The sequence below is a fragment of the Paenibacillus sonchi genome (assembly GCF_016772475.1).
GTDB lineage: Bacteria > Bacillota > Bacilli > Paenibacillales > Paenibacillaceae > Paenibacillus_AQ > Paenibacillus_AQ sonchi.
The window spans coordinates 194,006-206,963 of record NZ_CP068596.1; the positions used below are offsets into that span (position 1 = coordinate 194,006).

13 protein-coding genes are annotated in these 12,958 nt (G+C 40.9%); 4 read left to right on the forward strand and 9 right to left on the reverse strand.

Going from position 1 to position 12,958, the window contains the following annotated elements; all coding sequences use genetic code 11:
• Nucleotides 1–641: 641 nt before the first annotated feature.
• Entirely contained in the window at nt 642–1,037 is a 396-nt protein-coding gene (locus JI735_RS34425) for a hypothetical protein (protein WP_039832828.1), read from the forward strand.
• A 44-nt stretch (nt 1,038–1,081) separates the two neighbouring features.
• Here the strand turns inward: JI735_RS34425 and JI735_RS34430 are convergent, their stop codons facing one another.
• From JI735_RS34430 to JI735_RS34445, 4 genes are all read right to left on the reverse strand, one after another.
• A complete protein-coding gene (locus JI735_RS34430; protein WP_039832830.1) occupies nt 1,082–1,660 on the reverse strand; it encodes a hypothetical protein in 579 nt (192 codons plus the stop codon).
• Complete coding sequence (locus JI735_RS34435; RefSeq protein WP_039832831.1) at nt 1,632–2,141, reverse strand: hypothetical protein; 510 nt, start codon at nt 2,139–2,141, stop codon at nt 1,632–1,634. Before JI735_RS34435 ends, JI735_RS34430 begins: the two co-directional genes overlap by 29 nt.
• 138 nt (nt 2,142–2,279) lie before the next feature.
• On the reverse strand, nt 2,280–2,744 hold the full coding sequence (ssb, locus tag JI735_RS34440) for a single-stranded DNA-binding protein (protein WP_039832833.1): 465 nt from the start codon (nt 2,742–2,744) through the stop codon (nt 2,280–2,282).
• Nucleotides 2,745–2,773: 29 nt separating this feature from the next.
• The gene (locus tag JI735_RS34445) at nt 2,774–4,030 is read right to left on the reverse strand and encodes a toprim domain-containing protein (protein ID WP_039832835.1); all 1,257 of its coding nucleotides are present in this window, start codon (nt 4,028–4,030) and stop codon (nt 2,774–2,776) included.
• A gap of 925 nt (nt 4,031–4,955) precedes the next feature.
• On the opposite strand from JI735_RS34445, the gene JI735_RS34450 reads away from it, so the two are divergent.
• Entirely contained in the window at nt 4,956–5,942 is a 987-nt protein-coding gene (locus JI735_RS34450; RefSeq protein WP_039832836.1) for a helix-turn-helix domain-containing protein, read from the forward strand.
• A gap of 807 nt (nt 5,943–6,749) precedes the next feature.
• Complete coding sequence (locus JI735_RS34455; RefSeq protein WP_039832837.1) at nt 6,750–6,935, forward strand: hypothetical protein; 186 nt, start codon at nt 6,750–6,752, stop codon at nt 6,933–6,935.
• Between the two features lie 279 nt (nt 6,936–7,214).
• Here the strand turns inward: JI735_RS34455 and JI735_RS34460 are convergent, their stop codons facing one another.
• Complete coding sequence (locus JI735_RS34460; RefSeq protein WP_039832838.1) at nt 7,215–7,793, reverse strand: C39 family peptidase; 579 nt, start codon at nt 7,791–7,793, stop codon at nt 7,215–7,217.
• Between the two features lie 431 nt (nt 7,794–8,224).
• Here JI735_RS34460 and JI735_RS34465 point away from each other — a divergent pair, with 431 nt between their 5' ends.
• Nucleotides 8,225–8,653 carry a hypothetical protein gene (locus JI735_RS34465; RefSeq protein WP_039832839.1) on the forward strand — a complete coding sequence of 143 codons (429 nt, stop codon included), beginning with the start codon at nt 8,225–8,227 and terminating at the stop codon, nt 8,651–8,653.
• 305 nt (nt 8,654–8,958) lie between these two features.
• Here the strand turns inward: JI735_RS34465 and JI735_RS34470 are convergent, their stop codons facing one another.
• The 4 genes from JI735_RS34470 to JI735_RS34485 form a co-directional block, all read right to left on the reverse strand.
• On the reverse strand, nt 8,959–9,234 hold the full coding sequence (locus JI735_RS34470) for a hypothetical protein (protein ID WP_157771241.1): 276 nt from the start codon (nt 9,232–9,234) through the stop codon (nt 8,959–8,961).
• Between the two features lie 305 nt (nt 9,235–9,539).
• A complete protein-coding gene (locus tag JI735_RS34475; protein WP_039832841.1) occupies nt 9,540–9,725 on the reverse strand; it encodes an aspartyl-phosphate phosphatase Spo0E family protein in 186 nt (61 codons plus the stop codon).
• 1,008 nt (nt 9,726–10,733) lie between these two features.
• Complete coding sequence (locus tag JI735_RS34480) at nt 10,734–11,084, reverse strand: hypothetical protein (protein WP_039832842.1); 351 nt, start codon at nt 11,082–11,084, stop codon at nt 10,734–10,736.
• Between the two features lie 181 nt (nt 11,085–11,265).
• Entirely contained in the window at nt 11,266–12,660 is a 1,395-nt protein-coding gene (locus JI735_RS34485; RefSeq protein ID WP_233476561.1) for a helix-turn-helix domain-containing protein, read from the reverse strand.
• Between the last annotated feature and the right edge of the window lie 298 nt (nt 12,661–12,958).

Below are 12,958 nucleotides of genomic sequence, written 5' to 3' on the forward strand. Positions count from 1 at the left end.
TCTTTTGAAGTCGATTATTACTGATTTTGGTGATTACCCTTTTTCTGAATTAAGAAATACAGTTCTAGACCAAAATACTACAAAGTTTAGTAGTTGTGGAATCACCCATCTATGATGAATAAGTTTTAGACTGAGGACCTTGAAGAAGGCGTCCGAAAAGCAAACCGCCGCGGTTCTGAGAAAAAAGTATTAGATTGGAGCTACTGCCGCTGGATCCACCCGCCGTTTTTGCTGCGCCGCCGGCGATATCCGGAAGCACCAGGAGTGTCGAACCGGCCTCCGTACCCCGCAGCGCCGCCGGCGACATCTGGAATCACCAGAATTGTGAACTACCGCTACTATCCCGCCTCCCTGCGCCTACACCGGCGACGTTTGGAAGCTTCAGGAGTGTGAGCTGCCGCCGCTCGATCTGGCCCTGTCTCCACCGCGCAGCTGCCGCAGTCGGCGAAGCCCTGTAGCACCATACTCCGTCTGTTCGATCCGGCGTACCAGTCTAAAACTATATTTTCTCAGTCTATTACGAAATTTTCAGAGTCTAATACTTTGTTTTCTTCTAACATTTTCACTGTAATATTTTACAACTATTATCTATTCACCTAAAATGCTATGTTAACCACATATATCCATTGAGGTGAATTCAGATGGCAGATGAATTTCAAAAAACTTTAAGAGACAGTTTTCAGATACATAAAGCTTGTGAGAAGCTTCCAATCCAACACATCAAATTAGCAGTAAAGCCCGGTGAGAAAAGAATACCTGTAAATAAAATGCTACGAAAACTTAGTTTGGCGGGGTATGCGAGAATCGTAAACATACTGGATGCTCCGTGTAATGAATTTGTAAATATCGTTGATTTTGGACCTTCTGAATATGATTTACTTCTGGATCTTTTGCAACGAATTTCAAGAGATCCTGGACTGATTGTTCATTTAGAAGTATTCAAAGTATTGGAGGAAGAAAATAAATCGAAGGAGGAACGGGATCGGAGAATTGATATGATCAAACATCGGCTCCGTGACATGGGAATGATTGAATGAAATAGTCTCCTGCAGACCATAACATAATGATCTGCAGGAGATTTCTAAAATGTCTGTTTTAATCCAGCAATAAATTCATATTTCAGCCAACTCAGTTCAGCAGAGGTTATATAATCTGGAATTAACCGGAGCACTGCAGCGTCGAATAGCAATTCATTTTTCTCATGTGAAAACGAGTCCATCATCCAGTGACGAACTATCTCTTTTTTAGTCATGGCCGGAAAGCGTATGAGCCGTTGACCGTCACAGATACTCATTTGTAGTGTTTCAGGCTTTTCTTCTACGCACATCATAATCTCGGTATGCGTTCTTGATAGCATTTCAAGCAATTCAACCGACGGTGAACGATGTTTTAAATGCTGCCAATATCTCCAATTTTCAACCAATATCACCGGCCCGAATACCGTGGCACCATTTACATCCATATAGAGAAGATATGGTACCCCATCTACAATTCCGGTATAATCTTTCGCCTGAGCAGTATACTCGGCCTCAAGCATCATTGGGCGCACGAACCAATCCTCCTGAGCATCTGCATCTTTTAGCTTAGTGCGTGCTTCCTCCACACCTGCACATAAAGGCATAAAAGTACATTTAGCATCCCCACTCTCTGAATAAGCCATTGTTAGGCTCCGTAATCTTACTGAAATTAGTATTTGCCAAGACGACTCCATCCTGATTGGTAAACCTCGAAGGGTCTTCAGGATCCTTGATTGAAAACCCACAAAAATCTGAGACAGCATCCAGGACCTTTCGCCTTAACACATCTTCAGAGATGACCAGTAATTTGCTGTTCATCCTTAAGATCTGCCCACGAATCGCAGACAAAGAATCAGATACCTCCTCCTGTCCATCGAAACGATACGTCCAGATCGAAGTAGGCGACTCAGCCGGGTCGCTGGGTACATTTTGAATGACGGCATACCCATCTTCTGTTCTGTAGGCGACATCGCCTTCGCCTCGGGCCCCAGCACGCTGAAGATAATTTGTAATCTTTTCCTCAGCAATTTCGGCCAGGAAGGCCAGATCAACCTCTGAAATAATATCTTGCAGTATCCCATTATCAATCACTTGAAGTATGTACATCGGAAACACTGATTTCATAAAACAATCTCTCCCTTGAACAACCCCTTTGCCACGGGGTTGCTAATAATATCCCTGTGGCTGGGAAAAGAAAAGGAAAGCTATGGCATCGCCAGCGCTTTCCTCAATCAACCATTATTCAATTAAGAATACCATCCGTTAGAATGGCAAATCATCATCCGAGATGTCGATTGGTTTCCCTTCACCTGAAAAAGGATCTCTGTTATTGCTATTCCCACGTCCGCTACCAGAATAGGTCGGTTCTTCAGGGAGGTTTGATCCGCTATTGGACCTATTTTGATGTGAGGCTGATTCCAAGAAACGGACGTTATCGGCAATCACTTCAGTAACGTATACACGCTTACCTTCGTTATTTTCATAGTGCCGTACTTGGACACGTCCTTCTACTGCAGTCAGGCGACCCTTGCGCAAGTAATTCGCACAGGTCTCCGCCAATTGTCTCCAAGTAACGATTGGAATAAAATCAGCTTCACGTTCACCATTCTGCCCCGTAAAATTTCGGTCTACAGCAAGCGTAAACTGAGTTACAGCAACTCCAGCAGGAGTATAGCGGAGCTCCGGGTCTCTAGTTAATCTACCAATAAGAATTATACGATTGAGCATACTTTATCACATCTCACTCTCATCTTTTTTTATTCAAGCATCACGGATAACTGAGGCAAATATCCTTCGTTAAGGAGATCGTCGATTCCTTTCCCAAGGGATAAGTCCCATAGCGCGAGGCTCATAGACATATCTGTATTTTTTGCAAAAAATTCTGCACATAACTCCAGAGTCTTTTGAACCTGCGGCTTAACAATTAAGTCTGCATCAAATGCTATGACAATATGTTTGCATCCAAGATGCTTCAGCGGCTCCAAAATCAAACTATACGTACCGATTCCTGGCAGGCCGAAAACCGGTTTCTGCAAAGCTTCGGCAGCCTTGTCGGCCTTGAAAGGCCCTTCTGTCACCCATACCTCCGAGCAGTCTATAATCCCCTCTGGGCTTTCGCCTATATTCCAATACGGAAGACAAGCTGTAGGCAACGCCAAGTGATAAGGCACCGGAGCACCAATTGAAGAACCATTATCCTTGGACCCACTGCTCCACCACCAGTAGCGTGTACCTTGCTTAAGGACCACTTTGAACACAAACTGATTGGACTTGGAGTAACACACTTTTTCCTGTTTTTCTGTTAGAATGACTTCCATCTCTTTATCTTGGACGAAGAGCTTACATCTTGCACGGCGCATACCAAAAGGTGTTGGCTCAAGCTCTCGCATCACTTCGCCTTTGATGGCCCCCTCCATATCTAGGACAAGTGGCGGTTCATCAACGCGAATTTGCCATCCAATGATTTCATTTTTGATTGAATGGAAGGGTATCATCAATCCTGCCATCCCCGCCATACTCCAATATGAACCATGATTGCCCGCTTGAGTAAAAAATCCAGGCACTCCTAAGAGGCTGGTGCTCTCACTAAATCGCGATAGTACCCGCTGTGCGACCTTATATCGCTCAGTAGTAGGCATGGTGCGATATTGCCGTTGTGCAATTTCATGATCCGAGAGATGTCGGATGTTACGCAGATGATACAAGTGCTCACTTGACAATTTCATCTCTTCAATAAGAGTCCGATACACCATGTTTAGGTGCTCGTCATCTCTTTTGTCTACAGATTCAGCATGAACGATCTCAATCTCGATCTGACTAAGATGATCAGGGTTAAGATAATGGAGATATTGACGTCCTATGCCGGATTCAATGTATTCGTCCGAAGGTACCCTCATGCAGCGAACAATGTCTTTCTCATCATTGATGGCACACCATCCGGACTTACCGCAAATGGGACATTGAGTTATAATTTCACTCCAACCTTTATGTTTTTTCAGTGGGCGAAGCCTCATCTCCTACACCTCCTCTCTGCTTGAACAGATTATTTTTATATCATTCACAACGCTTTTAAATGTTCTTCTTCACTTTTCCCGCCAAGAGAAGTAAAGAAGTTAATAGTGTTGTGAGAAGCTCCACTTCGAATTTTATAAAAGGTCCTCAGGATCCGGCACCAAATCAAAAAAAGACACAATTCTTTAGAATTGTGTCTCCAGGTTCATAATCGATCAAAAAAAGGACACACGTATAGTGTATGTCCTTTAAACGTCCGATTACTTTACCTCAATGCCTTCCGGCAACCCACTCTTCGCTAGATCATTTAGAATAGCGAAGAAAATCCAAATGCTTCATAATAAAGACATTATATCATTTGGTTAGTGTAAGGTAAACTCTTCCTTCAAGTAACATAAAAAAACACCCCAAAACAAATGTTGGAGGTGCTTTTTGCGCGTGCATTATATGGTTTATATGAATCTTATCACATGAATAGTACGATGACAAGCATCATCCTAAGTTTTGCTCTTCCATAATTCTCTTTACCGAAAAATTTTAATATGTTATATTCGAAGTGCGTGCAGAGCATTGGGTAAAGTCTATCCATTTCTTGAAAAATGGTAGATTTTTGACCCTTGTTTAGTTGCACACAATATTATTATTGTGTGTTTTTATTTTACCTTCTAGCCTTCCTTTTTAGAAAATGAGAAAAATCTGTAAAACGGCCGCTTTAAAGGTCTGAAAATAATTAAAAAAAAGCCCCTATCGTGAACACGTTTATTGTCTTCGGCCGCCAAGCGTACGACAATAAATGCGAGAGGAATAGGAACTTTACTTCAAACATTTGTGTTTTTATTTTATCACAGAGTTTTTGAAAAGTGAAGTGCCTACTCTTCTTTAAATTTTGCCTTTTTTCACCTGGGTCAATTATAAGGAGAGTTTTTTATGCTTGAGAAAAACCTGAAAGGTACGCACCATAAGCTATCCTACTACCGCTACCGTCCCACGGGTGTTGAAGAACCCAAATTACGAAATGTTAGAGATTCTGAACAAACCTATACCATTAAAGAAATGGAAAAGGTATATATCAAGGAAGAAGATGTGAAACGCTTCTCTCTCGACAAGCATGGTCAACCTATCCCCTATGTTGATGGCCATATGACAATCATCAGCAACTACATATATGATTACTGGGGACATTTTCTATCAGCTGAAGGAGTCGCTCTTTACGGTCATTTGAAGAGATATTGTTATGGGGATAAGGATTATTGCTGGCCCGATCTTAAACTGATCAGTCAAAAGATGGGGAAAACCCGGAATACCGTAAAGAAATACTTGTCCATTCTCGAACAGTATGGCTTTGCATTAATGTTTAATGTACAGAACTCGGACAAAAATAACATGGAAGAAAGCCCCTTATACAAAATCAGAAAACAGGTACCTTTTCTCCCAGTTGAGCTTTATGAGCAACTTCCTCCGGAACTCAAGGTTGATCATGATAGGTATATGCAATCGATAACCGATCAATTTGATCAGATTCAGGATCTCGCTTCAACCGTTGACTATATGGACATATATGAAGACATGCTGAAAAGCGGAAAAGTCTTGCGAAAGATAAAATCCCCACTGGAACGAGATAAAGAACTACTGATCAAATTAAAACAGCTTGAAAGTAAAAAAACGGAACAAGATAAACTAATCTGGGCTGATTTCATAGCTCGAATTCAAAAGAAGGTCACTAAGCCGGTTTTTGACACTTGGTTCAAGGGTACCTTTTGTATAAAACGTGATTCACTTTATACCATCTATTGCCCACACTCGTTTATACAATCATGGTTAAAGGAACGGTTACATTCTTTAATATTTGATACATTACGTGAAATAGATCCAGAATTTAAGGAAATTAATTATACTTTCATAGGGCAAGAATAATCTAAAAACCGCGGATCGCGGTTCTTTTTTGGAGATTTTACGCCTCTCAAATTTTGAGAGACCGACTATAAAAATTTGAAAAGCTGCATCTCAAATTTTTATACTCTTTGCCTATCTTAATTTGATAGACGGTTTTCAAAGCAAAATACCGCTTCTCATTTTTTGATAGGCAGACTATACAAATTTAATAGTCTATTATACCTATCAGAATTTGAGGGACCCCTTCTCAAATTCTGATAGATCTCCCTCTCAAAATTTGATAGACTCCCTCTCAAATTTTGAGACCAAATAAGAACTATTAATTAATCATTTTAATAATCACTTAGTTAAATAATATATTTCATCACCATCTCCATATGAGGCTCCTATTCCCAGATCACAATCTACAAACAAAACTTGCAGCTATCAAAAGAAAACAAAGTACTAGACTCAAGTAGTTTATCTGAAGCGGTTAAGGCCTTCGAAAATCGTCAGATTTTGATGTACAAAGAAAATAAAGTCATAGACTGACATAGACTGAATTTGTTGGTTTTATGGGGTTTTGGAGTTTAATAATCGTTAGCAGGAAAGAAATAAGTTTTAGACAGCTCCACGATTTACTTAAAGGGGTAGTACCAGCGTAGCTGACACCACCCGCAAACAGAAATTCTCAAAGAGCTTATACCAAAGGCAGTAAATGTTTACCGAGTATTTAACGGAACTGATGCGATTAAATTCGATGAAACGAAAACGATTCTAGGCGTCAAAGAATATTGCCTTGTTACAGGGGAGAAACTTCAAACGGGTTTATTCAATAACGTTAAATCAATGGCGGATTTTAAAAATGTAATAGAAGGCGTATTTACAAAAAATACCGCTGGTAAGCTTTTTTATAGTCGTTATCTAGAAATCATCGACGATGGTAGGGATCGTCCCTATTATAAGGGCAGTATGAAGGACAACTTTATATATACAAATGGGCTGGAAGTCATGGAAGGGCAAAAGATTTTCTAACTGATACCGCCAAGCTAATAGAACAAAACGATAATATTGCGAAGGTTGAGTTAGATACTACATTGTTTGACAATCCGGATGACAAATGGACACTAACTATTGAATATGTAAATGATAAGTGGCTTCTGGCATCATCACTTGTACCTATGCCAACAAATTAGATATTACTTGTGCCACGGCTTTACACTCCTCTTGTATCATCTAGATCGTTTGAGCTGTTTCGTTATAAAATGATAAAAAAGCCGAGGACAGGATATTCCATGTCCCCGGCTTACTTATTTAACTGAGTAGAAATTTTTGAGTAATAAGCGAAGCATCTTGGTATCCCCACATCCGCTGCATTACATCAGCCAACGTTATCTTAACACCGCCACTAGGATCGCAAACAAGATATCGGTAAAAACCGGAAGCCGAGGAATCCCATCCGTCCACTAATACATAATGGGTATGACGAGAATCAGTATACAGCCGCACCATACAGACATTACCGTTCTCAACTTCCTCAGAAACGTCAGAAATTACAGTACTAGTTACAGAAATGTTCTGACCGCCAATTGTTGTCGAATAGGTGAAGCCTGATGTGTATAAATCAGCTGTTTTGTTTGTAGCATATTGTGTTGCTTTTGCAACAGCATTATATGTGTTTTCATTGCTATTGGACAGACCGCCCTTATACAGTGAAAACATGGCTACAGAAGTAATTGCACATCCATTTTCCGCGATGGTCCCAGTTGCGCCCGATTTGCCGCAATATGAGTAAAAGTTGGTATCATGAAAAACGTCACCCCCACCACCAGGATAGTGAATCGAAGAACTAGCTTGGTTGATCAGATTAGAAGACGAAAGTGCATGTGGCATTGTTATTTCCTCCCTAAAGTTATGTTTTTATTGTAAGGACCGTGGGATCAATGTTGGAGGTTGATCCCAAACCATCCACATCGTTGCGGCCTTATTTATTAAAGTGAAACATAACAGAGTTAGTACAACCACCTTTCAAGAAATAATTCTGGGTCATAGGCTCTTCTTGATGAATCAGGGGGCTACTTGCAGTTTCTTGATCTACAAAGCCTTAATGTTTTGGAGAAATAGGTAGTTTCAACAGCTTTTCAAAGGGTGCTGGTAAAAATTGATTTACCACGTAAAAACATATTCTTCAATGAAATTAGGACTGCTAAATGCATATCCTAATTTTTTACAAAAATTAATCGAACATACGTTCCGCACCGGTTATATAATAACGATATTCTCTCACTTAATATATAAGAAGGATAATAGTGGGAGGTAATTTTATGTCGACTAATATCGAAAACAGACCAGCGACTCGGGAAGAAAATCAAGCTTTATCCAAGTATATAGCACAGAACCAAGCTCTTTTTAAGAATCCTGTTATTTGCGGTTTTTTTGAAAGTCCCGAACACGTCAGGTTATTGTGCCAAAATATTCTCTTCCCTACAACTGAAAATAGAAGTCATCTTGAAAGGGCATTTCAGCGGTATTTCTTCCAAATACGGTTTACAAAGTACCTCGGATCGTTAATCCGTTTTTGCGATATAGATTACCACAGGAAGAGGACAAGAGAGGAGCAACGTAATCCACTGGTCTTTGATACGCCTGTTGACGAAAGTGGTGATGCAACCTTTGGGGAACTGGTTTACAGTAATTCCATTGCTTTAGAGGATGAATTTACCTTAAATCAATCGAATCGAGTTTGTACCTGATCATTATAGAAAGCACCGACCCAAAAGGCCGATTTACCAAAAAGTAAGTACACATAAGAATATTATTTTAACAATGGTGTTCTTAGTACACTTTAGTACACCTGTTTCATATTAGATAACGCTACCCCACCCTATAGCCTGACCACTGTAGTAGCTACGGGTCCGTTTTTCGCGCCTAAACATGAGGTCACGACAAAAAGGAAACCGCTCAAAATGTGAACGGCTCCCCCTATTTAAGTAACTTTATTTAATTAAATTTCTACAAAGAATCAAAAAGGCTTAAAGGTCATAGGCTTCTCGTTTCCTTACTGCACCTGCTCCAAGATGCCACTGAGCAATCCCTCTGTAATTTTAGCCGGGTAGTATCCAGCACGGTCACGCAAGATGTTCTCAATGATCCATGCCTTACGCGTCCAGTACTTATAATTCTTAGCGCCTTCGCTTTGCCCTGCCTGTAAAGCCGCTATTTCAGGTTGCGCGGCATCTCCTTTATTTATTATCCTCAGCAGATTGAATGCGCTCTTGCGTTCATCCCGAACAAGCCTTAACAACACGATTAAATAGTAACTCTCTTTCTCCATAAGCTCCTGTGTCGATCGTTCTGCTGCTGACAACAAAACCATCTCTTCAGCTCACACCGGCCTTCTCATGCCGTTTCTCTGAATATCGTTTTGGTAGACTTCCATATCACAAAATGAGCAGTATAGGCCGTTACCGGCTGGTTCAACAGCCGATCCGCAATAAGCACATGTCTGCATGTTTTCGGACTCCTTCCCTAGCGTTTTCATTCAAAATGCATCTTTAAATGTATCCCGTTTTTTTGCATGATCTGTTAAACTATAAGTGCGAGTGACCCGGCAAAAGTTTCTCGCCCAAAGTCGATTGTTCATCCAATCGGCTTTTTTATTTGCTGCTCTCCTATCCTATTATACTGATTAATTAATTCATCCAATACCATAGATTGCTTGATTACGGCAGGATGCAGAAAATTCCTGTGTTTTTCTGTCAGGGCGTGAAGACGTTTCCTGGCACGTTCAATTTGTAATTGCATGGGCATGCTTTTTTTTCCCATAGAACCACATCTCCTTTTGTGATATTTTAGGTTTTTATGTCAAATACTTGAATCATAGTTAGAAGACAACACTCCATTTATTGAGAGTAACCATTGCATAAAAATTAAAGTATGGTATAATGTTTGCGTAAGAGTCGAGAAAGCATCCCTCTTACCCAACCTTCAGTAGAGGTTGAAACTATTTAGGGTTTCGATTTAGGGGCTATAACCGTTGCGAGCGGTTATAGCCCTTTTTACGTCTTGTCCAGCTCAGATTCAACCGTTTAAGTAATTCTCATAGCATTCTGGACAAGGTATCTATTCTAGGAGCAACCCTTTTATGTGTGAAGAAATTAGATTTCGTATGCTAGGAGCTGATCCCATGCGGAAGGCAAAAGGGAAAAAATGCATTCCATAAAAAAGAACCGGCGCATGCCGGTTCTCTCCTTCCTTCCCTGCTTCAGCTCACAGTTCCCTTGTACGATGATGCAGCGCAGCGGAATCATGGTGCTTGCCCTTCAGCGTGGCCGCTTGATGATAAGCGTAGCAGCGCGGAGCGTTCATGATGCTGCCATGCCTTCCCGAGCTTCCCCACCAGCATGCCCTTGACCTTGGCTCCGTGCGGGGTGTTAAGAGCGGCACAGGAACCTAGAGCGCCTTAGCCGGGGCGCTCTGCCCCCGGTTTAGGCGCTCTAGTTATCGGGCCAAGTAACCCTGCAGCGGGGCGTACCGGCTCTTAGGTGGCCGATCTTGCCGCCTTAGAGCCGGTAGCCTCAGCCCGATCGTTCTTCAGACCTTCAGCTTTCGCTTTTCGCTCTTTTCAGCGGAGCAGCTCCCCGATCCCTGAATGACTCCCCTACCTACATGACTGCTTGGTTTCAACCAGGGCGTACAAAAAGCCGATCAGATCCACTTAAATAAAAATCATTGCTTTGTAAATAGAAAAGAACTTTCCCCTGAAGGAAAGTCCTAAATGCATCAGATAGGAACCTGGCCTTAGCCACAACCTGCGTTATGTGCAATCTTTATTTATTTATTTAAAGAGTTAAATTCAATCCATTTAGCTAAAATGGGACGATAAAAGATCAAATTTCCATTTAGATCAACGTATGGGATGAGATCGTAAGCATGAGTAGGCCTGGTAGTTCTTCTCTTTTCTCCGTCCTGTTTAATAATTCCCTTTAAAGCATCTGTGGAAATTCGTAAATAATCAGCAGCCTCATTAAGATTAAATATTGTATTTTGAGACACTGAATCTTCTGATGTATCAGCCAGAGACGGAGAATATCTTTTTTCATAATTGACATGTATGTACGTACATGCAATTAATGTTCCACAAAAAAGGATAACGGAAACTAAATAAATCCAATGTCTTTTCATATTTTACCTCCTCATATTGGCCGCCCCAGGAGTAAACACCAAAAGCACCGCGGTTGTTATCGCGGTGCTTTTGGTGTGCCATTACATTATTACGAGGGCTGGTGAACCGTGTTACAACACTGTTTAAGTCCCCCAACCATGCCCATTTACAATCAAGATTTGCGACGTAGAAACAATAAAACTACAGAGAACCAAGTAATATAACGCTTTTTTTAGCAAGCCGATGCACCTCACTTGATAGTTTTTTGAATTTCTCCTTCGCTTGGAGATCTGCATAATCTCTATATTCCTCAAAAAGAGTAATACAATTAATTATATTTTTTCCACTATTTATTATAATCGATAAATTTAAACTTTGTAAAAGAAGTTCTATTGCATTATCAATATCCTCATTTGTATTGAAACGATACACGGCCAAGTCACCAAGAAATTGAGCGTAGCTCTCTTTTAAAATAGCCGGTTTATACTCGCCAAAATCCGTTTTGTCCGATTGATAAGGAATAAATGCTGCAAAACGTTCCAGGATGCTATCAATATTCAACTCATATAAATTCGCTGCTTTGACCATGTTACTTACAGCAATGAATATTTCATCTTCTTGCGATGCTATGTAATCCGCATACTCGTTCAAAACCTCCACTTCTCCGGACATCAAACGATAGAGCAAAGTGTTGGCAACAGCCCATTCCGAAAATTGTCCAAGAATTCGTTTAGCTTCCTCATCCTTTTCTTGAACCCAATTTTTACCGCCTGCATACAGATCCACAAATTCCAAAGCTCTCTTGTAGTCCCCACACTCTTCACTAGCTGTAGATCGAGCCAGATAAGAATACAAAATATAGTAATATAAAGGGCGTTCCGCCCGTTTCTGGATTTCTTCTGATCGTTCAGAACGGCATTGTAAATCATACTGAATGGTTGCAACCTTGTGCATCTCCTTGGCTAAAGCATCGACTTTCTCCCATTTGTGAACCATTCCAAAAACATGCATCAATTGCTTTAAAGCTTCAAGCTGATCCGCTTCATCGAGACGATTGACGTACGGCTCAAATTGAGTTGCCGCGCGCATATTCTCTTCAAGATCCTCTCCTAAATTAATCAGGAACAAACGGTAACGACAAAGCGCAAGCCGTTCCGAATGCTGGTATTTCTCAGCTTCGCTGACATGTCTGTAGATGAGCGCCGCAGCTTGATTATGCTTGCTGGCAAGCAGTTCTTCAGCCACATCAAACATCGCTGGGACATAAGACAAATTATCCAATAAAGGGGGCACGATTCGCTCAATACAATCCAAACGCCCCAGCACCGCGCACTTCAAGACAAACGGGCGTATCCTACGCATTGATACATTAAAGGCAAAGCACTCTTCTACGTAAGCATCAAATAGAAAATCTTCAGCTAACCCCATCCCCTTTGTAATTGAATCTAATTGACGTACTGATATTGGCCTGCTGCCTTGGAGAACCCGACTAAGTGTTCCAGAATTTATTCCGGAAAGTTCAGAAAAACGTGAGTAGCTCATGTTGTTTTTCCGCATGTACTTCATTAAAGTCTCTCGTATATTTTCTATTTCCAAACAGACACCTCCCCAACAAAAAATCCATTTTAAGGATGAATATTAAGATAATAGTAGGCGCGAATTGAACGGCGGTCAACAATAAATTTTCCTGAATTTGTTACAAAAAAGGAGACATACCCTCTTAGATGATAAGAGGGTATGTCTCCTTTGGACCCGGCAAAAGGTTTATTGCAGCCGGAAGAATACCGGCATTTTATTCCATTATACAACGAATTATTTTTCGTGCAATATATTTCATGGATTATAAAACGTGATGTAAAATTATTTCCTCCCCTATCATGAAGAAATAGACTAA